This window comes from Sphingobacterium lumbrici (assembly GCF_006476045.1).
GTDB lineage: Bacteria > Bacteroidota > Bacteroidia > Sphingobacteriales > Sphingobacteriaceae > Sphingobacterium > Sphingobacterium lumbrici.
The window spans coordinates 101,689-124,069 of sequence record NZ_SRZY01000027.1; the positions used below are offsets into that span (position 1 = coordinate 101,689).

The 22,381-nt window shown below is 37.3% G+C and carries 25 protein-coding genes; 13 read left to right on the forward strand and 12 right to left on the reverse strand.

The features are described 5' to 3' along the window. Positions 1-38: 38 nt before the first annotated feature. On the reverse strand, positions 39-1,232 hold the full coding sequence (locus E4F24_RS08220; RefSeq protein WP_140938212.1) for a proline dehydrogenase family protein: 1,194 nt from the start codon (positions 1,230-1,232) through the stop codon (positions 39-41). 93 nt (positions 1,233-1,325) lie between these two features. On the opposite strand from E4F24_RS08220, the gene E4F24_RS08225 reads away from it, so the two are divergent. From E4F24_RS08225 to E4F24_RS08245, 5 genes are all read left to right on the forward strand, one after another. Then, a complete protein-coding gene (locus E4F24_RS08225) occupies positions 1,326-1,532 on the forward strand; it encodes an RNA-binding S4 domain-containing protein (RefSeq protein ID WP_140938213.1) in 207 nt (68 codons plus the stop codon). Between the two features lie 32 nt (positions 1,533-1,564). Further along, positions 1,565-2,629 (forward strand): 3-dehydroquinate synthase, encoded by a 1,065-nt coding sequence (aroB, locus tag E4F24_RS08230; RefSeq protein ID WP_140938214.1) that lies wholly within the window; start codon positions 1,565-1,567, stop codon positions 2,627-2,629. A 3-nt stretch (positions 2,630-2,632) separates the two neighbouring features. Continuing rightward, positions 2,633-3,355: a ThuA domain-containing protein gene (locus tag E4F24_RS08235; protein WP_140938215.1), complete on the forward strand. Its 723-nt coding sequence runs from the start codon at positions 2,633-2,635 to the stop codon at positions 3,353-3,355. A 107-nt stretch (positions 3,356-3,462) separates the two neighbouring features. After that, complete coding sequence (locus tag E4F24_RS08240; protein WP_140938216.1) at positions 3,463-3,762, forward strand: YgaP family membrane protein; 300 nt, start codon at positions 3,463-3,465, stop codon at positions 3,760-3,762. 126 nt (positions 3,763-3,888) lie between these two features. Continuing rightward, a complete protein-coding gene (locus tag E4F24_RS08245; RefSeq protein ID WP_140938217.1) occupies positions 3,889-4,578 on the forward strand; it encodes an NUDIX hydrolase in 690 nt (229 codons plus the stop codon). Between the two features lie 244 nt (positions 4,579-4,822). Here E4F24_RS08245 and E4F24_RS08250 read toward each other — a convergent pair whose 3' ends face one another. The 8 genes from E4F24_RS08250 to E4F24_RS08285 form a co-directional block, all read right to left on the reverse strand. After that, positions 4,823-5,014 (reverse strand): hypothetical protein, encoded by a 192-nt coding sequence (locus E4F24_RS08250; RefSeq protein WP_394344457.1) that lies wholly within the window; start codon positions 5,012-5,014, stop codon positions 4,823-4,825. A gap of 198 nt (positions 5,015-5,212) precedes the next feature. Further along, positions 5,213-6,109, reverse strand: coding sequence for a cation diffusion facilitator family transporter (locus E4F24_RS08255; RefSeq protein ID WP_140938219.1), 897 nt, complete (start codon positions 6,107-6,109; stop codon positions 5,213-5,215). Positions 6,110-6,540: 431 nt separating this feature from the next. Further along, on the reverse strand, positions 6,541-7,785 hold the full coding sequence (locus E4F24_RS08260) for a sulfate adenylyltransferase subunit 1 (RefSeq protein WP_140938220.1): 1,245 nt from the start codon (positions 7,783-7,785) through the stop codon (positions 6,541-6,543). A 120-nt stretch (positions 7,786-7,905) separates the two neighbouring features. After that, positions 7,906-8,817, reverse strand: coding sequence for a sulfate adenylyltransferase subunit CysD (gene cysD / locus E4F24_RS08265; protein WP_262708995.1), 912 nt, complete (start codon positions 8,815-8,817; stop codon positions 7,906-7,908). Then, on the reverse strand, positions 8,814-9,512 hold the full coding sequence (locus E4F24_RS08270) for a phosphoadenylyl-sulfate reductase (protein ID WP_140938222.1): 699 nt from the start codon (positions 9,510-9,512) through the stop codon (positions 8,814-8,816). The genes cysD and E4F24_RS08270 overlap by 4 nt, the downstream gene beginning before the upstream one ends. Continuing rightward, entirely contained in the window at positions 9,496-10,089 is a 594-nt protein-coding gene (locus E4F24_RS08275) for a precorrin-2 dehydrogenase/sirohydrochlorin ferrochelatase family protein (protein WP_140938223.1), read from the reverse strand. Before E4F24_RS08275 ends, E4F24_RS08270 begins: the two co-directional genes overlap by 17 nt. Then, complete coding sequence (gene cobA, locus E4F24_RS08280) at positions 10,090-10,857, reverse strand: uroporphyrinogen-III C-methyltransferase (RefSeq protein WP_140938224.1); 768 nt, start codon at positions 10,855-10,857, stop codon at positions 10,090-10,092. It lies immediately after the preceding gene. 19 nt (positions 10,858-10,876) lie between these two features. Further along, complete coding sequence (locus E4F24_RS08285) at positions 10,877-12,982, reverse strand: HEPN domain-containing protein (RefSeq protein ID WP_140938485.1); 2,106 nt, start codon at positions 12,980-12,982, stop codon at positions 10,877-10,879. A gap of 215 nt (positions 12,983-13,197) precedes the next feature. Here E4F24_RS08285 and E4F24_RS08290 point away from each other — a divergent pair, with 215 nt between their 5' ends. The 4 genes from E4F24_RS08290 to E4F24_RS08305 are packed head-to-tail and all read left to right on the forward strand — an operon-like array spanning position 13,198 to position 16,632. Further along, positions 13,198-14,124 (forward strand): PstS family phosphate ABC transporter substrate-binding protein, encoded by a 927-nt coding sequence (locus E4F24_RS08290; protein ID WP_235891183.1) that lies wholly within the window; start codon positions 13,198-13,200, stop codon positions 14,122-14,124. Beyond that, positions 14,124-15,011: a phosphate ABC transporter permease subunit PstC gene (gene pstC / locus E4F24_RS08295; RefSeq protein WP_235891184.1), complete on the forward strand. Its 888-nt coding sequence runs from the start codon at positions 14,124-14,126 to the stop codon at positions 15,009-15,011. Before E4F24_RS08290 ends, pstC begins: the two co-directional genes overlap by 1 nt. Further along, positions 15,011-15,865 (forward strand): PstA family ABC transporter permease, encoded by an 855-nt coding sequence (locus E4F24_RS08300; RefSeq protein WP_140938226.1) that lies wholly within the window; start codon positions 15,011-15,013, stop codon positions 15,863-15,865. Before pstC ends, E4F24_RS08300 begins: the two co-directional genes overlap by 1 nt. Beyond that, a complete protein-coding gene (locus tag E4F24_RS08305) occupies positions 15,820-16,632 on the forward strand; it encodes a phosphate ABC transporter ATP-binding protein (RefSeq protein WP_140938227.1) in 813 nt (270 codons plus the stop codon). Before E4F24_RS08300 ends, E4F24_RS08305 begins: the two co-directional genes overlap by 46 nt. Before the next feature lie 30 nt (positions 16,633-16,662). Here the strand turns inward: E4F24_RS08305 and pyrF are convergent, their stop codons facing one another. From pyrF to E4F24_RS08320, 3 genes are read right to left on the reverse strand one after another with little or no spacing between them, the layout of a single operon-like run. Further along, complete coding sequence (gene pyrF / locus E4F24_RS08310) at positions 16,663-17,496, reverse strand: orotidine-5'-phosphate decarboxylase (protein WP_140938228.1); 834 nt, start codon at positions 17,494-17,496, stop codon at positions 16,663-16,665. 9 nt (positions 17,497-17,505) lie between these two features. Beyond that, positions 17,506-18,108, reverse strand: coding sequence for a TlpA family protein disulfide reductase (locus tag E4F24_RS08315; RefSeq protein WP_140938229.1), 603 nt, complete (start codon positions 18,106-18,108; stop codon positions 17,506-17,508). Between the two features lie 13 nt (positions 18,109-18,121). Next, a complete protein-coding gene (locus E4F24_RS08320; protein ID WP_140938230.1) occupies positions 18,122-18,865 on the reverse strand; it encodes an RluA family pseudouridine synthase in 744 nt (247 codons plus the stop codon). A 107-nt stretch (positions 18,866-18,972) separates the two neighbouring features. Here E4F24_RS08320 and panB point away from each other — a divergent pair, with 107 nt between their 5' ends. The 4 genes from panB (at position 18,973) to E4F24_RS08340 (ending at position 22,381) form a co-directional block, all read left to right on the forward strand. Further along, positions 18,973-19,788 (forward strand): 3-methyl-2-oxobutanoate hydroxymethyltransferase, encoded by an 816-nt coding sequence (gene panB, locus E4F24_RS08325; RefSeq protein ID WP_140938231.1) that lies wholly within the window; start codon positions 18,973-18,975, stop codon positions 19,786-19,788. Positions 19,789-19,793: 5 nt separating this feature from the next. Further along, on the forward strand, positions 19,794-20,402 hold the full coding sequence (locus E4F24_RS08330; protein ID WP_140938232.1) for a hypothetical protein: 609 nt from the start codon (positions 19,794-19,796) through the stop codon (positions 20,400-20,402). A 113-nt stretch (positions 20,403-20,515) separates the two neighbouring features. Continuing rightward, on the forward strand, positions 20,516-21,520 hold the full coding sequence (locus E4F24_RS08335) for a L,D-transpeptidase (protein WP_235891185.1): 1,005 nt from the start codon (positions 20,516-20,518) through the stop codon (positions 21,518-21,520). A gap of 84 nt (positions 21,521-21,604) precedes the next feature. Continuing rightward, on the forward strand, positions 21,605-22,381 hold the full coding sequence (locus E4F24_RS08340; RefSeq protein ID WP_140938234.1) for a murein L,D-transpeptidase catalytic domain family protein: 777 nt from the start codon (positions 21,605-21,607) through the stop codon (positions 22,379-22,381).

Genomic DNA, 22,381 nt, shown 5'->3' on the forward strand with positions numbered 1-22,381 from the left:
AAAAGAGTCCCGAAAACGGGACTTCAAGTATGTATAAATTATTTCGTTGCACTACGGCGTTTCTTTTCTTTTATAATCAAGCCAAGTTCTCTACCAGTTTGACCTTGGGCAGATGAATTTTCCTGTGCTCTTCTAAATAAATAAGGCATTACGGATTTCACAGGGCCATAAGGCATGTATTTTGCAACATTATAATTTGCTGCGCCTAAATTAAAAGACAGATTGTCAGACATTCCCAGCAATTGGGCAAAAAAAACATTTGGATGATCATGCGGAATATGACGCTTATCCATTTCTTCGGCTAATAGCAAACAGCTAGCATCGTTATGTGTGCCGGCCATTAATCCTATACGATCAATATGGTCAAGGCAGAATAAGATCGCTTGGTTGTAATCCATATCACTTGCTTCTTTTGTAGGCTGAATAGGAGAAGAATACCCGTTTTCTGCGGCGCGTTCTCTTTCAATTTCCATATAAGCACCTCGTACTATTTTGGCCCCAATATAAAAATTCTGTACCTCAGCGTATGCAAAATCGGCTTTAAGAGATGCAAGTTTATCATGTCTATACAACTGATAAGTATTGTACACGATGACATTCTGTTTATTATATTTCTCCATCATATCGCGAGCGATATCATCGATAGTATCTTGTATCCACGAATGCTCGGCATCTATCAATACGCGAATCCCGGCATCGTAACATGCTTTACATATTCGATCGCATCTATCTAGTAAACGTCTATATTCAGCCGTTTCTTCTACATTTAGTGTTTGTTTAGCGTCTATTTTTGCTAATAAATCGAATCTCCCTACGCCCGTGGGTTTAAACACACAAAATGAAATCAATGGATTTTGTTTAGCATATTCTACTGTTGATAAAATTTCTTGGCAGGTGGCATCAAAATTTTCTTCTGATTCTTCGCCCTCAACAGAATAATCCAAAATTGTCGTTACGTTTCCTTTTCCTAATTCTTGGATTGCATCAGAACAACCACGAATAGTTTCGCCTCCACAAAATTGTTTATAAATTGTATTTCGGATAATTCCCTGAATAGGAAGACCGATACGTAAAGAAAAGTTTGTTATTGGGGTTCCTACTTTTATAAGCGTACTGCTGGCTACCATTTTAAAAAGCCAATATGCTCTTTCCAAATCTCTATCACTCTTATTTTTAAAAGCAATTTCGGTATTATCAAAATTCAGTTTCGCCTTGTTTTCTTGCGCTATCATTATGAGTATAAATTATTTTACAAAAGTATGGATTTATCATCTTAATATTTTTTAAAAAATCATTTTTTATATGATATAAGTGTATTTTTGTGTATGCAAACGTTTACACTAGAAGGGGAATTTATTCCGCTGATTCAATTATTAAAGGCGCTCAATTGGGTAGAACACGGAGGAATGGCTCAACGGATGGTGGAAGAAGGGCTCGTAATGTATAATGGGGAAATTGATTTTCGAAAAAGACTTAAAGTTCGTCGAGGGGATGTGGTCGAATTCGAAGGTATGCAAGTTGAAATCGTTTAAAAAATTATATCTTTATTGCTCAATTTCAATTTATGCAAACTTTAGAAAGTTTAGGTTATACGGTTTTTTTTGAAGAGGATCTTTCTTCTTTAGAAGAGTTTATTTTCCAACGTCAATATTCTCAGATATTAATCTTAGTAGATCGCAATACGAATGACCATTGTTTACCTGTTTTACAGGCTGCAATACCTTCTATTACGGATTACGACATTATTGAGATTGATCCGGGAGAGGAAAATAAAAACATAGATTTTTGTATTGGTGTATGGAAAACTATGTTAGATTTTGGAGCGGAACGCAAAGCATTGATGATTAACTTAGGAGGCGGTGTGGTAACGGATATGGGTGGATTTGCAGCTTCAACATTTAAACGGGGAATTGATTTCATTCAAATTCCGACGACACTCTTGTCTCAGGTCGATGCTTCTGTAGGTGGTAAGACAGGTATTGATCTGGATAATGTAAAAAATATCATTGGTACATTTACGCAACCTCAAGCTGTATTTATCAGTGCTAAGTTTTTGGAAACATTGGATGAACGACAAATACGTTCAGGATTTGCAGAGGTAATCAAGCATGGTTTAATTCAGGACAAAAATCTTTATGACAAATGTAAGGATGTAAATTTAAATCATATTGATATATCGCTGATAAAGCGCTCTGTAGAAATTAAGAACAATGTTGTCCTTAAAGATCCCACTGAAAAAGGGCTTCGTAAAATATTAAATTTCGGACATACAATAGGGCATGCCATCGAAGGTTACTCGTTATATCATGATAGCAATCCGCTGTTACATGGAGAAGCAATTGCTATTGGTATGATCTGTGAGGGATTTTTATCGTATAAACTAAACGGTTTGTCAGAAGAGGAACTGGAAGATCTGGCAACGTTATTTTTAAGTAGATATAAACCTTACATTTATAGGCCAGATCAATATGATAAATTTATCGAACTAATGCAAAATGACAAGAAGAATGAAGATAACAAAATAGGATTTGCGTTATTAAAAACAATTGGCAATGCTGAATACAATATTTATGCAGATAAGGCTGATATTGTGGAAGCATTAGATTATTACCTTTCTAAAATAAAATAAAATATGAGAAGAATATACTTGATTTATACATTATTTAGTTGTTTTCTCCTTACTGATGCGTATGCTCAAAAGGATAAGAATGTGTTGATCTTTTCAAAGACTACGGGATTTAGACACCAAAGCATCGAAAAGGGTGTGCAGACTGTGGAAAAATTGTTAAATGACCAGCAGATTAGAACTTTTCATAGCGAAGATGAAAATGTTTTCAATGCAAAAAACTTAGCTAATTACGATGCTATTTTATTTTTAAGTACTACAGGAGATCTTTTTAATAGTCAACAAAAGGAAGACATTCAAAACTTTATTCGTTCGGGCAAAGGTTTTGTCGGAATTCATGCCGCATCGGATACAGAGTATAATTGGCCTTGGTATGGAGGATTGGTTGGCGGTTATTTTGCGAGCCACCCCGCTGTACAAGAGGCTAAAATCGATGTTTTAAATCGAAAACATCTATCCACAAAGCATTTGCAAAAAGTATGGTTTCATAAAGATGAATGGTATGATTTCAAAAATGTGAAAGAAGGTTTGCATATTTTGATGGCCTTAGATGAAGCAAGTTATAAAGGTGGGAAAATGGGGAAATTTCATCCCATATCATGGTTTCAAGAATATGACGGAGGAAGATCATTTTATACAGGATTAGGCCATACGGAAGAATCCTTTGATTCCGAATTATTTCAAAAGCATATTTTAGGTGGGGTGAAATATGTACTCAAATTAAAATAGGTTTTTCAAAACATCAAAAGCTAGCCTGTAGACTTTTTTTGTAGAAATGTAATCATTTTCAAACATAATGATTTTCTTGCTGTTTTACTTAAAAAGGAGTGTAGATCATGAATGGTATATTAAATTTCGCTTTTGACAAAATAAAACGAAAAGTAGAGGATAATTGTAGAGATGGAAATGTCGGAGTTTCCGAACGTGTCTTATCGGTAATATCCGGCGGACTGATATTAGGAATTGGGGTAAAACAACTATTTAGAAATCCAATCTCCGCAATTTCCGGAATTACATTGGGTAGCGCTTTAGTCTATAGAGGAGTCACCGGACATTGTACAGTGAAGAATGCAATTGAAAAAGTAACGGAAAAAGAGGATGTAACCGTTATCGAACATCGGTACTTTGTAAAGTAATTCAATCGAGATATTTTGTGAAGTAATTAAATTATTATAATTTAGTGATTGTAGAGTTAACTATTGTTAGCTCTATTTTTTTTTGAACGTATTTGTTGTTAATAGCCGTCGCCATATATTTAAATTATGTATCCTACAACTTGTAAGTCCTTTGTCGCTGTCGATTGTATTATTTTTGGCTTTGATGGGGAAGATGTTAAATTATTACTGATTCATAGGGGATTTGAGCCCCTTAAAGATCAATGGAGCTTAATGGGCGGCTTTGTCGAAGAGACGGAAAGTCCTGATGAAGCAGCAAATCGGGTCCTGAAAAAATTGACCGGACTCAAAGGCGTATATATGGAACAGATGGACGTCTTTGGTAATCCTAATCGTGATCCCTATGGTAAAACCATCAGTATTTGCTATTTTGCATTAATTGATATCCAGAAATATAAACACCAGATCATCAATGATTATAGAGCCGCTTGGTTTTCTTTAAAGGAAATCCCTGACTTAATCCTTGATCACAATGATATGGTTGCTGCGGCGCGCAATCGTCTTAAATATAAAGCAGCTCTACATCCGATATTATTCGAGCTATTACCCGATAAATTTACAATCCCCCAAATAATGTCTTTATACGAAGGCGTATACGATATTATTTTAGACAAACGTAACTTTAACAGGAAGCTTATTTCAACGAAGCTACTAATCAAAACAAATGAAAAAGATAAGTTGAATTCGAAAAAGGGGGCTTATTACTTTAAGCTTAACGCTGATATTTATAAAGAAAAATTTAGTGCGTTCATAAACTTTATTCCCAATCCTAATTAAGATTGTTATAAACAGTAATAGTATAATGATATATTAAATGTTTTGATGACCAAATATAATTCTGTCTAATAATTTAAACATCTAATAATTAGAAATATACTGTTTTTATATAAACAATCAATATATATTTACCCGTACATAATATCTCCACAGAAACAGGTGTGACCAAATTAAATTTGGATACACCTGTTTTATTTAAATAAGTAATTGAATGTGAATAATTTATAAAGATTTATTAAATTATTTATTCATATCTTTTGTATGCGTCAATGAAATGCTGGCGCATAGCGACAAAATTCTCCAAAACCTGATTTATAAAAGTTTCGTCCAAAAATTCAAACACTCCATTTACGCCTCCGATCACATCTGTTTCTGCTAATTTATACGATTGTTCGAGAATACCTTGTTCGAATTTGATTATAAATTTTTGATTCATTCCAAAGATTGAGATTTTGCAATCCGGGTGAGGGAGTTCGGCAAGTATGCGCATATACTTATTTTTTATATTGTTATTTAACTTCTAACGTGTACAAAGGTATAAATCCAAAACATATCAAAAAAGCAGGATTCAATTTTTCAGTGGTTGGCAGCCCGTGAAATGCTTAAAACAAGAAGGAGGAGTGACTAATTATTTTCAAAGGGGTTTAATTGATTTTATATCGCTAAAGGGTTCGATATGAACAAATACATTACCGATATCTGGGATATTTTGTATTAAGTAATCTTTTAAGGCATGTGCAATATCATGACCTTCCTTTACACTAATATCTGGTGAAACGACTGCCTGCAAATCTACCAGGTATTCCATACCGATTTTCCGCACGAAACATTTATCTGTCGCCATTACACCAGCTACGTTAAGCGATTTTTCCCTAACGTCATTGACGATATTAATGTGGAGATTTTCATCCATTATTTCGCCTAAGGCGGGTCTAAATATTTTATAACAGTTGTATAAAATTAGTACGGAAGCAAGCAGGGCAGCCCAATCATCGGCATACTCATATCCAGCTCCAAGCCATAGGGCAATAGAAATGCCAATAAAAGCTGCCACGGAAGTAATGGCATCTGCACGATGATGCCAGGCTTCTGCCTTTAACGTTGAACTATTTAATTCTTTCCCCTTGCGTGCAATAATCTGGTATGTTATTTCTTTCCATATAATAATAACCCCCAAAACAATCAAGGTCCAAGCTTTTGGTGGTTCGTGTGGGGTTCGTAAATTGATTATACTTTGGTATGCGATAACTGTAGCCGAAATCACGAGAAAGATGACCACCATGAATGTAATCAGGGGTTCAATCCGACCATGTCCATAGGGGTGAGTCTCGTCCGGAGGACGTTTAGAATATTTGATACCCAATAAGACAAGTATGGATGAAAAAATATCTGCAGTTGATTCTATGGCGTCAGCAATCAGGGCGAAAGAATTTCCAAAAAACCCTGCAAGCCATTTTACAATAGCTAAGAGTAGATTCACCAGGATACTAAAGTATGTCGTTTTAATGGCGTTATCTGCTTTGGATGACATTTCGCATTGGATTAAAATCAAAAGTAAGGAAAATTGAAATAATATCTCCTATACTGGTTCTTGACCTCCATAGGAAATATACCAACAACAGATAAACTAGATGAGTAGTTTGTCGTCAAATACTTCTGCCTGTTTAAATAAACGGGCTATTTTCGTCATTCAAATCCATTTTAATGCCATAGTTGATTAGACTGTAATAAAATAGTTATGTTAAATAGGATTTTACATTTCTCTTATATAAAAAATCCATATTGCAACACTAATCAATGTTAGCGGTGTATTTAACATGCAGAACGCTCATTTTAGCACCCCTAAATTAGTCCTATAATTTATATTATGTTAAATAACATATTTTGAATCCAATCTCCATAAACACAAAAAAGAGATTCTGTAAATAGAATCTCTTTTTTGTGTTTTATTAGATAAGCCTTTTACGCTACATCCTCTATCATTAATGCGCCTACAGTAATGTTCGTACGTGGATCAATGATAATGGCCCGTGAATTTTCAGCATGATCTTTATGTAAATCAAACACCACTTCGTTAGCGGCTTTTACGAAAACCTTACCAATATCATTTAACTTAATTTCCGAATCAAACAATTGCTCTTGGGTATTGACATCGTATTTAAACAATACTTCTTGAATTTTAATTTTTGTGATATGTGTATGATTTTGCAGTAAATATACCTGATTCGTATCCAGAGGCTTGTTGTCAAACCACGAAATATTTGCTTCAAAATTACGCTCAGCCAATGCCGGGTGTGCTGCGTTCACAATAAAATCGCCACGCGAAATATCGACATCATCTGCCAAATGAATAATAACAGATTTTCCGCTTTCGGCTGAATCGATGTGTTCCTGGTTAAATTCGATTGCTTTGACGGTAGTACGTACGCCGCTGGGCAGTACCAATGCCTCTTCTCCTACTTTTAGCCCCTCTCCTAACACACGGCCTGCATATCCCCTATAGTCGTGTAAATCGTCTGTTTGCGGACGTATAACCCATTGTACCGGAAAACGCCATGCCTGCGATTTATCTTCCTGAAATTCTATGTTTTCAAGATATTCTAAAAGAGAGGTGCCCTCATACCAAGGCATCCTATCTGAAGCAGTAACAATATTATCGCCTTTTAAAGCTGATACAGGGATAAAATCGACATCTTCTAGATTTAGATTTTCAGCCAGTTTCAAATAATCAGCTTTGATATTTTCATATACAGCTTGCTCAAAATCCACCATGTCCATCTTATTGATACATACCAATACCTTTTTAAGGGACAGCAATTTAGATAAGAACGAATGACGTTTGGTTTGTTCGATCACCCCTTTGCGCGCATCAACTAATATGATAATCAAATCCGAATTGGAAGCACCTGTCACCATATTACGCGTATATTGTATATGTCCGGGGGCATCTGCTATGATGAATTTACGCTTTTCTGTCTGAAAGTACTTATACGCTACATCAATTGTAATTCCTTGTTCACGTTCTGCTTTTAGACCGTCTGTTAGTATAGCTAAATCTACTGTTCCATCGTTATTCTTTCGATTGGCTTTTTGGATAGCCTCTAATTGATCGTCTAAAATTGAGTTTGTATCGTACAGCAAGCGGCCTATCAATGTGCTTTTACCATCATCAACCGATCCTGCTGTTATAAATTTTAGTATATTCATTTTTTGGAGATTTGAGATTTGAGAAAAAATTTGCATAATACCACTTTCTCAATCTGTTTTATATTTTACTATATAGCCCTGAAAAACCGAAGGTCTAACGTCTGACATCTAATATCTATTCTAAAAATAACCCTGTTTTTTACGTTCTTCCATAGCTGCTTCCGATACCTTGTCGTCCATGCGTGCTCCGCGTTCGCTTACAGTAGAGGCTTTGATTTCGGCTATGATATCATCCAATTCAGTTGCTATTGAATCTACAGCTGCTGTGCAAGTCATGTCTCCTACTGTTCTGAAACGTACTGATTTATGTTCTACGACATCTTCCTCGTCAATTTGTAGTGCTGGTGCGGCAGCCATCCATTGCCCATTGCGGAATACGACATCACGTTCATGACTGAAGTAGATGGAAGGAAGATCAATTTTTTCACGTTTGATATAATTCCATACATCCAGTTCGGTCCAGTTTGAAATAGGAAATACACGGACATTTTCTCCCTTGTGGATCTTACCGTTAAAGATGTTCCACAGTTCCGGACGTTGTCTTTTTGGATCCCATTGACCAAACTCATCACGTACGGAGAAGATACGTTCCTTTGCCCGAGCTTTTTCTTCGTCTCGACGGGCTCCGCCTATGCAGGCATCAAAACCATATTTTTCAATGGTGTCTAGAAGGGTAACTGTTTGTAAGGCATTACGACTCGCATTTTTACCTGTTTGTTCGACTGCCTTACCTTGATCAATACTATCTTGTACCAATCCAACGATGAGCTTCTCTCCTGTCTGTTCAATTAGCCAATCACGGTATTCAATAGTTTCCGGAAAATTATGTCCGGTATCGATATGCACTAAAGGAAACGGAAATTTACCTGGTCTAAAGGCCTTTTTGGCCAAATGCACCAATGTTATGGAATCCTTACCTCCAGAAAACAACAATGCCGGGTTTTCAAATTGTCCAGCAACCTCTCGTAATATGTAAATTGCTTCTGCCTCTAAATGATCTAAATAATCCATTCTCTCGCTTGTCTTTCTTATTTTATCGTTACGTGTAAACCACACTCTTTTTTACTCTTGTCTTCCCACCACCATCGTCCTGCACGGAAATCGTCACCTTTTTGGACTGCACGTGTACACGGTTGGCAACCTATACTCGGAAATCCCTTATCATGTAATGGATTATAAGGAATAAAGTTTGCTTTCAAAAAGGATTCTACATCGGCCAGTGTCCAATGAAAAATCGGATGAATCTTAATAATCTGATTGACTTCATCCCATTCAACGATATCCATATCTTCACGATTGGCCGATTGTTCCGCCCGAATGCCTGTGATCCATACCTTATAACCTTGGATAGCGCGTTGTAAAGGTTCAATTTTACGAATGAAGCAGCACTCCTTTCTGTTTTCTATGGATTCATAAAAACTGGAAGGACCTTTTAAACTCACCAGCGATTCAACTGCTTGCGTGTTGGGGTAATAGGCTTTTATAGGAAGTTTGTATTTTTCCAACGTACGATTCCAAACATAGTATGTTTCTGGAAATTGACGACCTGTTTCCAGTGTAAATATAGAAGCTGAGGACCCGGCTTCTGCAAGCAAATGGGTGATCACTTGATCCTCAATCCCAAATGAAGTCGAAAATACGGTTTCATTTTTAAACTTTTGGTCCACATAGCGAATGACATCCATGGCGTCCAGCTCTTCGATCTCGTTCTTAATTTGCGCTATCATTAGATGTATTAATTAATAAATCTTTAGTATGTGCATTGAGCACTTTTATTTTTTCCTGAAAATCACCTTTGAGCGAATTTCGCATGGTCTGCATTAAGTCCAGCGTTTGATCGATCTCTTCCGGCAATAAATCATTTAGAAATTCTTTTAAACGTTTGGCAATGGTTGGTGATTTTCCATTAGTCGAAATGCCAATTTTTAAATTTCCTTTTTGCACGACTGATCCTAAATAAAAATCACACAAACTAGGCTTATCGGCAACATTCAATAAAATATGATTTTGAGAAGCCAACTTGCGAACTTCATTATTAAATTCAGGGTTATTTGTCGCTAAAATAATTAAGTCTACCCCTTCGATATCCTTTAGCTTAAAAGCACGTTTACTAAGTCGTATAGCTGTTTTATCCGATATGAATTTCTCAAATTCAGGTAATATCTCTTCAGCGACAACGTGAATATTTGCTCGTGGAGAATTAGAGATCAAGGCTTCCAATTTTTCTAAGCCTACCGGACCAGCTCCAACTACTAAGGTCTGAATTTGATCCAACTTAACATATATTGGGAATAGTTCGTTCATTTAAGCCTCAATATCTTGTAATTCAAACTTAATAGTCGCAAATTGTTGGTGTTTCTTAACGACCTCTCCTAACACAATAATAGCTGGTACACCGAGTAGATTTTTGTCGGCTTCTTCCAATATGGTATCTATTGTCCCTAAGGCGATACGTTCATTGACCAATGAGCCATTTTGAATAAGTGCTATTGGTAATTCGCCACGACCATGATCTTGATAAAGGTTGACTATTTGCTTTAATTTTGAAAAACCCATTAGAACCACAACGGTTGCGTTAGTTTTCACTGCTGTGTACAGATCATCCGAAAGTCGTCCATCTGAAGTAGAACCTGTAATCACCCAAAAGCTTTCACTTACCCCCCGATGGGTCAAAGGAATCTGTTGCAACCCCGTTAGACCTATGGATGATGAAATACCCGGAATCACAGCTGTCGGGATATTGTACTGGTGTACATATTCTAATTCTTCACCTCCCCGACCAAAGACAAAAGAATCACCTCCTTTAAGTCGTACAACGTGCCCATGTGTCAACGCATAATCAACCAATAACTTATTGATTTGATCTTGCGATGTAGATAGCCGTTCGGCACGTTTTCCGACATATATTTTTGTGCAAGAGGGTTTGGCATAATCCAATAGCTCTGCATTTACCAGTGCATCGTATAATATAACATCTGCCGCTTTGATTGCTTTGATCCCTTTTAGGGTAATCAATTCCGCATCACCAGGTCCCGCACCTACTAGCGTTACAAATGGCTTAATCTCTAACATCTCTTCTCTCCCTTCTTTTTTATTGATTTATCAAGCGTAACTCTTCTCTTCTCTCTGATCCTTCTAAATAAAATGCAGTAGCCTGTAGCAGAAATGCTTCAGCAAATTCTTTGCAAGGTTCATATTTGTTGATCTGTAATACGCGGTCTGTAAATGTAGTGGGGAATGTGAATAGTCCCTCTTGTACATAGTGTTTATCAAATTCGGCAATGACAGCAGCCTGCGTACTGGCGTTCACACCTTTGTCTAATAATAGGGCTTTCGCAGTCCAGACAAATGCACTATAGGCATGATAAATCGCATCGGCGTACAATACTTCGTTTAATGCCTTTTTGGACCATTCAATCTTTTCTTCTACTTCAGAAAGTAAAGTTGCGACTAAATCGATTACGACACCCGCACATTCTCCTACACCTATAGCGGTTACAAAAGTTTCCTCGTGCCCCCAATCGATGAACTCATCGGAAGTAAGATTGGTTAAATCTGCTAATGGTTTCAACAGGCGATAAAAATAATCTTTCGTTTGTCTATCGTAATATGCGTGGAAGTTTTCGTCTTCCAGACGATTTGCCTTATAGTCTGTTAACACTAAATCGATAACTTGCAAAACACGCTTAGTAGGAACTTTGGTAACACGCTCAGCAACACGCCCTTTTCCATCGCCAACTGTACCTCCACCTAACATGACTTGTGCTGCCGGCACTACTTTTCCTTCGGCTTTTACAGAGCTACCATGAAATCCGATATGCGCCAGTCCATGCTGACCACAAGAGTTCATACAGCCGGATATCTTTATCTTAAGATCTCGTTCGTATACAAATTCGGAATGAAATTCGTGGATATACTTTTCAATCACCCGCGCCATTTCAGTCGAATTTGAAATGCCCAAATTACATGTGTCTGTGCCGGGACAGGTTGTTACATCTGACGTGCTATTGTATCCGGGTTTAGCATAACCCAATTCGGTAAGTACATTGAAAATATGAGGCAAAGATTCGGCCCGTACGTATTTGAACAATAAGTTCTGATCTTGCGTGATACGGATATCATCAGCAATGTGATCGCGAACTCCATTGATCAGGATGCGTGCTTTTACAGTAGGAATATCACCTGTTAGTACTTTGACATAAACGCCATAATATCCGTGCTGCTTCTGTTCGAATACATTTGTCGTTCTCCATATTTCAAATGCTATGGCATCTACCGGAGCTACTTCATTAACAGGCGCAGCAGGCGGTGCTGGTTGTTGGATTTTAGTGCGATCGATCTCCACAATCTGACTTTTGTTCGCGATCCGTTCTTCATCAATAAGACGGAGAACCTCACTTAGTCCTAACTTTTGCACCAGATATTTGAAACGAGCCTTATTACGATTATTTCTTTCACCATACCGATCGAATACACGTAATGTTGCCTCCATATAAGGTATAATCTGATTTTCGGGCAAAAAGTCGTAGACTTCGGATGCGAGTATAGGTTGAGAACCAAGACCGCCACCCAACATGACTTTAAATCCTCTTACTTCTTGTCCATCGACTTGCTTGATCTTTGGAATAAAGCCAAAGTCGTGGATATAGGAAAACGCTGTATCTTGATCACTGGATGAGAAAGAAATTTTAATTTTTCGCCCCATGTCCGCACAAATTGGATTTCGTAAGAAGTACTCAAAGGTTTTTTGTGCATAAGGTGATACGTCGAATGGCTCATTCGGATCAATTCCTGCCGTTGGTGAGGCCGTAACGTTACGTACTGTATTACCACAGGCTTCACGAAGTGTGATATCATCTTCGGCAAGTCTAGCCCATAATTCAGGTGTGCGATCCAAACTTACGTAATGAATCTGTATATCCTGACGTGTCGTAAGATGAAGGTTCTTACTAGCATATTCATCGGAAATATCCGCTATTTTAAATACTTGCTTGAAAGTAACTTTGCCAAAAGGAAGTTTGATGCGCACCATCTGAACCCCGGCTTGTCGTTGCCCATACACCCCTCTAGCTAATCGCAAAGAGCGGAACTTTTCATCGGTAATAGATCCTTCTTGATAGGCTCTAATCTTTTTTTCTAATTCTATTATTTCCTGCTCTACTACCGGATTTTCTAGTTCTGTACGAAAGCTCTGCATATTCTTCTTCTCTCTAATTATAAAAGTTGTAACAAATATCGCTTGTAGATAAAACATTATCAACAATGATTCGACAAATTTATAAAATAAATATCTATTAATTACATAAAATCTATTGATTTAGTATATATTTGTAAAAAACATTTTGTTCAAATAACTTGAAAAGCATATTCTGTATAGGTAAATATTTATCAATAAGCGCATTAACTGTTATATTGATATCATCTTGTGCTCCTAAGGTTAAAGAGGGGTATGATGAAAAAAAAGGGTACACAGGTACAATCTCCATATCCGGAGCCTTTGCCTTGTATCCGATAGTTGTACTTTGGAGTGAAGATTTTAAAAAAATCCATCCCAATGTCCGATTTAATGTATCTGCCGGAGGTGCTGGAAAAGGTATAGCTGATGTATTAACGAATATGGTAGACATCGGTTTGGTATCTCGAGATATACACCAACAGGAATTAGATAGAGGTGCCTTTCCGGTACACGTAGCTAAGGATGCTGTTGTTGGAACCCTCAACAGCAACCACCCTAATATCGAACTTATTAAACAAAGAGGATTTACCCAGGAAGAATTGGAAAATATCTTCGTCCATAGCAAATACAAATTATGGAGTGATATCGATAGTCGATTTGTAAAACAACCTCTTCAAGTCTATGTACGATCCGATGCGGCAGGCGCTGCTGAAACATGGGCGAAATTCTTTGGACAACGACAAGAAGATTTGAAAGGTGTTGGTATTTTTGGAGATCCAGGTGTTGCGCAGGCTATTAAGGAAAATCTGTATGCCATTGGATTCAATAACATCAATTATGTGTTCAACTTAAAAACAAAAAAAGCTACAGAGAATTTAGCTTTAATACCTATCGATGTAAATAAAGATGGAAGAATTGATAGTCTTGAATCCTTGTATAGTGATTTAGATGATTTAACTAACGCCGTTGCGACGAACAAATATCCATCACCGCCAGCCCGGGACTTGACCTTTGTGATAAGAAGTGATAAGCAAACAAAATTGTTAAAAGAATTTATACGTTTCGTACTAGCGAAAGAACAACAGGGGTATTTATTGGAAAATGGATATGTTCCACTAAATGATAAATTAAAGAACATTGAACTCGAAAAGATAGAAGAATAGTGAATTTAAGATTAATTAAAGATAGTATTGTACGGAACTTATCGGCTATATTGCTTTTTGCATCTTTGGCTGTCGTTCTATTGATCGTATTGGGATTAGGTTCAAAATCAATTCCCTTGTTGCAAACCGAAAAGCTTGGAAATATTTTAACCGAAAGTATATGGTCACCTTTAAAGGGAAACTTCGGTTTTCTTCCCTTTATCATGGGAACCGTATGGGTTACCTTCATATCATTGATTATAGCGGTTCCGCTGTGTATTCTAGCTTCTGTATATTTAGTAGAATATGCTAGCGATCGCTTACGTAACCTTGTGTTACCTCTTATGAATGTATTAGCTGCGATTCCACCTGTATTATACGGAGTATGGGGGATCTTATTTGTCGTTCCCGGTATAAGTCAGTTTGTGGCTCCCCTTTTCGGTGTCCATACCACAGGCTATTCTGTATTTGCTGGTGGTATCGTCTTAGCTGTCATGATATTTCCTATTATGATCAGTATTATGGTGGAAGTACTGCTAACCATTCCGCAGGAACTAAAGGCTGCCTCTCTTTCCTTGGGCGCTACTAAATGGGAAACCATTCAAAAAGTCATCCTGAAAAAGGCTAAACCAGGTATAATTGCCGCAACGGTTCTAGGTGTTTCGCGTGCATTTGGCGAGACAGTGGCTGTGCTAATGGTATGCGGTAATATTCCAAAAGTTCCGCAGTCTATTTTTGATGCAGGTTATCCTATTCCTGCTTTAATAGCAAATAATTTTGGAGAGATGATGTCTATACCATTGTATGATTCTGCACTCATGTTTGCGGCGCTGCTATTATTTGTCATCATATTTGGGTTTAATCTATTGTCTCGGATCATTTTAAACAGATTGGAGGAGAAAGCATAATGGCTAACGTTAAAACACGATTACTAAAGGAAAATATTGCCAAAGTACTCATGCAATTATCAGGGATTACCATAACGGGTTCTCTTTTCCTAATTGTAGGCACTATTCTTTACAAGGGATTGCCATATTTGTCGTGGGAAATGGTATCACAGCTTCCTCAGGGAGGATTTTATATCGGTAAAGAAGGCGGTATTTTAAATGCCATTTTGGGCTCCCTGTATTTAGGAACAGTGTCTACGGGACTAGCTACTCTTATCGGTATTCCGATAGCAATATATCTTAATGTTTATGTGAAGAACGGTTCTTTCCTGGCACGTACTTCTAAACTGATATTTGATGTGCTATTTGGAATCCCGTCTATCGTATACGGTGCAATCGCATTCAGTGTTATGATTTGGATGGGTATCAGAGCTTCTCTTTTGGGTGGCATTATCACCATCACGCTGCTTACTATTCCAATCGTTGTACGTACCATAGATGAGTTATTAAAAACTATTCCAATTGATTTAAAACATGTCACGTCTTCTTTAGGTGCTACAAAATGGGAAGTAGCAAAGATATTATTGCGTTATATCAAACCAGGTATTTTTACGGCTATATTATTAGCCTTTGGTAGGGCTATTGGTGATGTGGCAGGTGTACTGCTAACAACAGGATTTAGCGATAATTTGCCAATATATATAGATGAACCAGCCGCGACATTACCATTGGCTATATTTTTTCAATTGAGCAGTCCTATTCCCGAGGTACAGGGACGTGCTTATGCATCAGCTTTAGTATTAACATTTATCATTCTTTTTATTGTAATATGTACTCACTATCTAGCATCGAAACAAAAGAAACACAAAATATAATCTTTCCAACCACGCAGCCCCATATCCAGATCAAGGATTTGAATGTACACATAGAAGGAAAACATATTTTAAAGAATATCAATCTAAGTATTCCGAATAATTCTATTACCTCTATTATTGGTCCATCGGGATGTGGCAAGACTACGCTTTTGAAGACATTGAACAGATTGGTCGATGATACGAAAGGTGTCGATGTTACGGGATCTGTATTGGTAAATGGTGAAGATATATATGGTAAGCACGCAGAAGTCACGCATATTCGTAAAAAAATGGGTTTGCTTTCTCAAAAACCTTTTCCATTGCCCATGTCCATTTTTGATAATGTAGCGTATGGCCCTCGTATTCACGGTGAGCGTGACAAAAAAATATTAAAAGGTATTGTTGAGACGCAGTTGAGAAATGTTGGTCTATGGGAGGAGGTAAAAGACAGGCTAGATGCATCGGCAACACGATTATCTATCGGTCAACAGCAACGATTATGTTTGGCACGCGGACTTGCTGTTAAACCTGAGATTATATTGGGTGATGAATCAACATCCGCATTAGATCCCATTTCCACTCAAACTATTGAAAATCTCCTTGTTGAATTAAAAAAGGATTATACTATTGTATTGGTAACACATATCTTACGCCAAGCTCGACGCGTTTCAGATTATATCATCTTTGTATATAATGGTGAAATCGTTGAATTTGGAAAAACTGAGGATGTATTACTTCATCCAAAGAACGAGATCACCCAACAATATGTGAAAGGTTTTATAACCTAAGGAACGGATCGTCTGATCTGTTCCTTAGGATCATATTATACCGGCTTTTAGCAATTCAGCTTCCATTTCCTGTTGCAATTTTATCGCTTCTTCCCTAGCCTTTTCTGCAAAGTCTGTGCCGTTGGAAGCGTATATTATACCTCTTGTACTGTTAACTAAGAGGCCACAGTCTTTATTCATTCCGTACTGACAAACATCTTGAAGGGAACCACCTTGTGCACCTACGCCGGGTACTAATAAAAAGTGATCCGGCGCATGCTCCCTTATTTTAATAAATCCCTCTCCACGAGTAGCTCCAACCACATACATCAGATTATCTTTGCTGCCCCAACTATTCACCTTGTCAATGACTTCCTCAAAAAGCTGCTTTCCGTTTGAATTGGTGAAGTTTTGAAAATCCAGACTCCCTTCATTTGAAGTGAGTGCAAGTACAATAGCCCATTTGCCTTCAAAATCTAAGAACGGTGTGACCGAATCTTTTCCCATGTAAGGTGCAATAGTGATCGAATCAAAGCTCATTCCGGATATGGATTGATCGAAAAACGCATTAGCATACATCTTTGAAGTATTACCGATATCGCCACGTTTTGCATCAGCAATACTTAAACAATTCTTTGGAAGTGCTTCCCAGGTCTTCTGTAGGGAATTCCACCCTTTTACACCATAGCTTTCGTAAAAGGCAATATTGGGTTTATAGGCCACACAAAGATCTGCCGTAGCTTCTATTATAGCCTTGTTAAAAGCATATATAGGATCTTCTTCCGCTAAAAGGTGTTTAGGTATTTTGTTGATATCAGTATCAAGACCGACACATAGAAAACTTTTCTTCTGTTTGATCTGTTGAATCAGTTCAGTTCTTGTCATTCCGGTAATTTATGAAGCGTTGTTGATTAAATTAGCAATAAATTCTTCTATCTCTTTAGTAGAATAGTCGTACATCCCCTCTTTACGAGCTGCTATTTTGCCTGTTTTATCAAGGATGATGGTGGTTGGAATAGAACCTCCTAACCATGCAGAAGGGATTTCACTGTTTGGATAAGAAATAGGTAAAGATAATTTTTGCTCAGACAGGAATTTTGTCGTTCCATCAACATCATTTTCTATTTCGACAATTAAGAATACAATCTGATCATTGTTTTCAAATTTTTTATAGAGCTTCTCGATAGAAGGCATCTCTGCACGGCATGGCGGACACCATGTTGCCCAAAAATTAATAAATACCACCTTGCCTTTGAGGTCTGCTGTATTGATAGATTTATTATTGCTATCGATAAAAGAAGCCGATTCATATTCCAACACCTGTTCTTTTTTGACTGTGGGGTATGTTTTTTCAACAGATGTTTCGACATTCGGTTTAAAAAAGCCCAATTGAGTTAGTCCCTGTTTTATAAACGGACAATTGTTAGTCCAAAGCAAGACTACAGATAGTATAGCTACTATAATGAGGATGACAATACTGATTTTTTTGTTCTTCATCACGTGTTGAGATTTAGCTGTCAAATTTTTCCAACTGCTTTAACAAAGTAGCAAAATCTTTCGGATATTGCGCTTCGAACGCATATTTTTTGCCATCTATCGTAAATTCTACGGCTCTAGAGTGTAATGCAAACCGCTTGATGATAGGCTGTTCGTCCTGGTCCTTAGAAATAGTAAATCCTCTTTTTTTGATCTGTGACAAATAAACCGGCTTCCCTTTGTACATGGTATCGCCTACAATTGCAGCGTGCTGTGTCGCTAAGTGAATACGGATTTGGTGCATTCTGCCTGTTATAGGCTTACATTCTACCAATGTATAATTCTTAAAATACTGTAACGTGTTAAAAATCGTTACTGCCGCTTTCCCATTTGCTCTGTCTATAGAAACATTTTTGTTTCCTTGATTTAGAATGGGTAAATCCACTTTCAAATTCTCAAAAGCATGTGTCCCGCCAATAATAGCGTGATATATTTTATTAACTCTTCTTTTTTCAAATTCTATACTTACTGAGCGGTAAGTCTCCGGATTTTTTGCGATCAATAGGATGCCGGAAGTCTCTTTGTCTAGTCGATGACACACCTGAGCGTCATCATGGTACTTTTTAGCCAATCGCAAGATGTTAATATCCCCCCCTTCTCTTTCATCCAAAGAGGCTACAAACGGTGGCTTATTAATAACAATCAAGTTGTCATCCTCATGAATGATTAAATCTGTGAATTTGGGAAATTTAAATAAACGTTGTTCATTTTGAATCATAGTACAAAACTACAAAATCGGGATGACTTTGTTAAATAAAGCTTTTTAGGAATTAAATCGAAAGTTTGTTTTTTTTATTTCTAATTTTGGAGCGTAATAATGAAATTATGTCTGTATATAAAGTGATAAAAAGGGTAACGACCTCGACAATTAAAGAAATGAAATTAAGGGGTGAAAAAATAAGTATGCTTACCGGATACGATTACTCTATGGCGCGTGCCTTGGATGAGGCAGGATTGGATATAATTCTGGTGGGTGATTCGGCGGCTAATGTCTTTGCCGGTTACGAGACTACCTTACCTATTACGTTAGATCACATGATCTACCATGCATCAGCCGTTGCCAGAGCAGCTACCCGTGCAATGGTATTAGTAGATCTGCCTTTTGGAGAATATCAAGGATCAGTCGAAAATGCATACCATGCCGCTGTTAGAATGATGAAAGAATCCGGAGCACATGCCCTGAAATTAGAAGGGGGAATAGAAATTATCGATAATATAAAAAAGATTATTCAAGCAGGAATTCCGGTCTGCGGACACTTGGGGCTTACTCCTCAGGCAATTTATCAATTCGGGGATTTTGGTGTCAGGGCGAAAGAAGAAGCTGAAGCTAAAAAGTTGAAATCAGATGCCTTAGCATTGCAGGAAGCAGGTTGCTTCGCCGTGGTACTGGAAAAAATACCATCAAAATTAGCAGAAGAGGTAACTAAATCTCTTAGAATTCCTACAATAGGCATAGGTGCAGGGAACGCATGTGACGGACAAGTGTTGGTAGTCAACGATATGTTGGGCTTGACAAAAGACTTTAAACCTAAGTTTTTACGCCAATATCTTCATCTATATGAGGAAATTACGAATGCAGCAGCGCAGTATGTAGCAGATGTAAAGTCAGCTGACTATCCAAACGAGAAAGAGCAATATTAAGCTTTATGGCTAAAGTAATTTTAGTAATTACGCTGTTGGCATTCATCTTGTACTTTATTGTACGCAGACTTCGTATGTTTGGTGTGCAGTTAAGCGCCAATAGTGGCAAGATCCAATCCTCCTTACGCATTATTGAAATCACCTTACCTTATAAGATCCTTAAAGCCATTGTGCAGAAAACCTTATTCAGTGTATTCACGGGAATACTCTTGTTGATCGTTATATTGGTTTTGGCAACAAAATTTAAAATTACGTTAATCATGCTGCCGGTCAGTTTATACCTCATCGGTCAATTTTTTATATTGAACAACCATATCCGTCATACGCGTAATCAACGCATATTCTATGATAAAACAAACGATAATCTGACAATAGAATCATTGGATGGCGAAAAAGTAATGTTCAATCTGATCAATGATGTCAGGAGTTATAAAGAAGTTAAATCCGTTCAGAAAAATAATGGCATATTATTTGGTTATTATGAAATAATCTTAGCTCAGCAACAAATAACGATTTCTTATTTGTTGAAAGAAAACATAGAAAATAAAATCCTATTCGATAAATTAGGGCATTTTCCAATGGAGGTTGAGACAAGATTGTTTCCTGTTATATAATAAGATAAGTATAATCAATGCGAGTCTTATTATATTTAACTAAAAACTATAGTAGACAATTATTAACGCAAGATTATATGAGATTAACCTTTCTTCCCTTTTTACTATTAGTAATGTCAATTGTGGTTTCTTGCAAAAATAAAGCACAGCAAGAAATAAATAATAGCGCTAGAAAAGAGGCTATTGAACGTGCTGAAAAGGACTCCATAGCACGGGTTAAAAAAGCGGAAGAAGAACGTCCGATAATGGGGGCAGATATTAACCTATCAAAAGAATTGACATTTGACAAATACACGTTGGAAGACACCTACCCTTATAAAGATACGGTTAGAGTATTCCAATGGGAAAAGATAAAAGAACAATTGGCCGTTGTTGAAAATTTTCAACGCCAGGACATCAGTTACGCTGTTCTTCAAAACTATAAAAATAAAAACCGCGAAGCACCAGTCGTTGCAAATTTCAAACGAAATGCCTACAAACGCGTTTCCGATACATTGGGGGTCGAAAGGTATCAATCTAGCCCCTTGTACGCGGTGGGTGATGCAAAAGTACCCTTAATATACGGAAGAGATGGTTCTTTGGTAAAATTGTTGAGCAGCGATACACTAGATATGGTCAAAGTAGAGGGGTTAACAAACTTTGAAGGAACTTGGGAAGTACCGAAGCGATATGTCAAATCCTTAAGCGATACGGTTGATTTTCATCATGTTGTTGTCGTTGATGTTACAAATCAAAACATTTGTACATTGGAAAAATCGGTCAAAGGCTGGATTATCCGAAGTATGAATCCTGCCACAACAGGAAGACATCTCCCTCCTCATGCGATGGAAACCCCCGTCGGTATTTTCTTGGTTCAAGAACAAAAAAGCAAAATGTACTACGTAAAAGATGGTACGAAAACTATTGAAGGATTTGCTCCGTATGCCAGCCGATTCACGAATGGAGCCTATGTACACGGTGTTCCGGTGAATAATCCTCAAGGAAAGATCATCGAATATAGTTGGTCGCTCGGAACTACTCCCCGGTCGCACATGTGTGTGCGTAATGCCTCTTCACACGCTAAATTTGTGTTCGATTGGATGAGGCCAATGGCTTCGTTGGTTATTGTCATCGATTAGACACAAACGCTTTCTTAACATTTCTTAACACTTTTCTAAAAATTGGGTTTTTACCTTTGTGCAGTGAAAAGATAATGTGTGCCTATGAAAAATCTACTTTTTATTTTAATTACAACTTGGTTTTTTTCCAATTTCGTTAATCAAAATAATTCTTTAAAAATCGTAAACACTCCCTCCCTTACAGATACTAGGACTGCCAACGTAGATGATAGTACAGAAATTGAAAAACTTTACTCAACAATTAAACTCGAAGGAACATTAAAATTTGACGCTTTCGAGCAAGCGATGATAGGATACGAAAAACTTCCTATTAAGAATAAAAATATCATCACAGTGATTGATTTTACACTTCCATCAACCGATAAAAGAATGTATGTCATCGATCTCAAAAATAAAAAACTCCTTTACCATAGTATTGTTTCGCATGGCAGAAATAGTGGTGAAAACTATGCCAAAGCCTTTTCGAATAAACACGGCTCCTATCAAAGTTCTTTAGGATTCTTTGTTACTGAAAATACATACCAAGGGGGAAATGGTTATTCTCTAGTCATAAATGGACTTGAACGCGGTATTAATGATCAGGCTAAACCAAGAGCCGTGGTGATACATGGTGCAGATTACTGCAGTAACGCGGTAATAGCATCTACCGGCAGATTGGGTAGAAGTTACGGTTGTCCTGCGCTACCAAGAGAGGTAACAAAGCCTATCATCAATACAATTAAAGAAGGCACTATGCTCTTTATATATGCCGATAACAAAGACTATATTGCACAATCTAAGGTGCTTAAGTCTGTGGAAAGGGGGTTATTAGCACAGCACGAAATAGAGAAAGCAACTAATTCCAATATATCTTTAAATTAG

Bases quoted from the DNA above. Each gene is read 5' to 3' on its own strand.
- E4F24_RS08220 (WP_140938212.1), bottom strand. From the start codon at position 1,232: ATGATAGCGCAAGAAAACAAGGCGAAACTGAATTTTGATAATACCGAA.
- E4F24_RS08225 (WP_140938213.1), top strand. From the start codon at position 1,326: ATGCAAACGTTTACACTAGAAGGGGAATTTATTCCGCTGATTCAATTA.
- aroB (WP_140938214.1), top strand. From the start codon at position 1,565: ATGCAAACTTTAGAAAGTTTAGGTTATACGGTTTTTTTTGAAGAGGAT.
- E4F24_RS08235 (WP_140938215.1), top strand. From the start codon at position 2,633: ATGAGAAGAATATACTTGATTTATACATTATTTAGTTGTTTTCTCCTT.
- E4F24_RS08240 (WP_140938216.1), top strand. From the start codon at position 3,463: ATGAATGGTATATTAAATTTCGCTTTTGACAAAATAAAACGAAAAGTA.
- E4F24_RS08245 (WP_140938217.1), top strand. From the start codon at position 3,889: ATGTATCCTACAACTTGTAAGTCCTTTGTCGCTGTCGATTGTATTATT.
- E4F24_RS08250 (WP_394344457.1), bottom strand. From the start codon at position 5,014: ATGAATCAAAAATTTATAATCAAATTCGAACAAGGTATTCTCGAACAA.
- E4F24_RS08255 (WP_140938219.1), bottom strand. From the start codon at position 6,109: ATGTCATCCAAAGCAGATAACGCCATTAAAACGACATACTTTAGTATC.
- E4F24_RS08260 (WP_140938220.1), bottom strand. From the start codon at position 7,785: ATGAATATACTAAAATTTATAACAGCAGGATCGGTTGATGATGGTAAA.
- E4F24_RS08270 (WP_140938222.1), bottom strand. From the start codon at position 9,512: ATGATAGCGCAAATTAAGAACGAGATCGAAGAGCTGGACGCCATGGAT.
- E4F24_RS08275 (WP_140938223.1), bottom strand. From the start codon at position 10,089: ATGAACGAACTATTCCCAATATATGTTAAGTTGGATCAAATTCAGACC.
- cobA (WP_140938224.1), bottom strand. From the start codon at position 10,857: ATGTTAGAGATTAAGCCATTTGTAACGCTAGTAGGTGCGGGACCTGGT.
- E4F24_RS08285 (WP_140938485.1), bottom strand. From the start codon at position 12,982: ATGCAGAGCTTTCGTACAGAACTAGAAAATCCGGTAGTAGAGCAGGAA.
- E4F24_RS08300 (WP_140938226.1), top strand. From the start codon at position 15,011: ATGGCTAACGTTAAAACACGATTACTAAAGGAAAATATTGCCAAAGTA.
- E4F24_RS08305 (WP_140938227.1), top strand. From the start codon at position 15,820: ATGTACTCACTATCTAGCATCGAAACAAAAGAAACACAAAATATAATC.
- pyrF (WP_140938228.1), bottom strand. From the start codon at position 17,496: ATGACAAGAACTGAACTGATTCAACAGATCAAACAGAAGAAAAGTTTT.
- E4F24_RS08315 (WP_140938229.1), bottom strand. From the start codon at position 18,108: ATGAAGAACAAAAAAATCAGTATTGTCATCCTCATTATAGTAGCTATA.
- E4F24_RS08320 (WP_140938230.1), bottom strand. From the start codon at position 18,865: ATGATTCAAAATGAACAACGTTTATTTAAATTTCCCAAATTCACAGAT.
- panB (WP_140938231.1), top strand. From the start codon at position 18,973: ATGTCTGTATATAAAGTGATAAAAAGGGTAACGACCTCGACAATTAAA.
- E4F24_RS08330 (WP_140938232.1), top strand. From the start codon at position 19,794: ATGGCTAAAGTAATTTTAGTAATTACGCTGTTGGCATTCATCTTGTAC.
- E4F24_RS08335 (WP_235891185.1), top strand. From the start codon at position 20,516: ATGTCAATTGTGGTTTCTTGCAAAAATAAAGCACAGCAAGAAATAAAT.
- E4F24_RS08340 (WP_140938234.1), top strand. From the start codon at position 21,605: ATGAAAAATCTACTTTTTATTTTAATTACAACTTGGTTTTTTTCCAAT.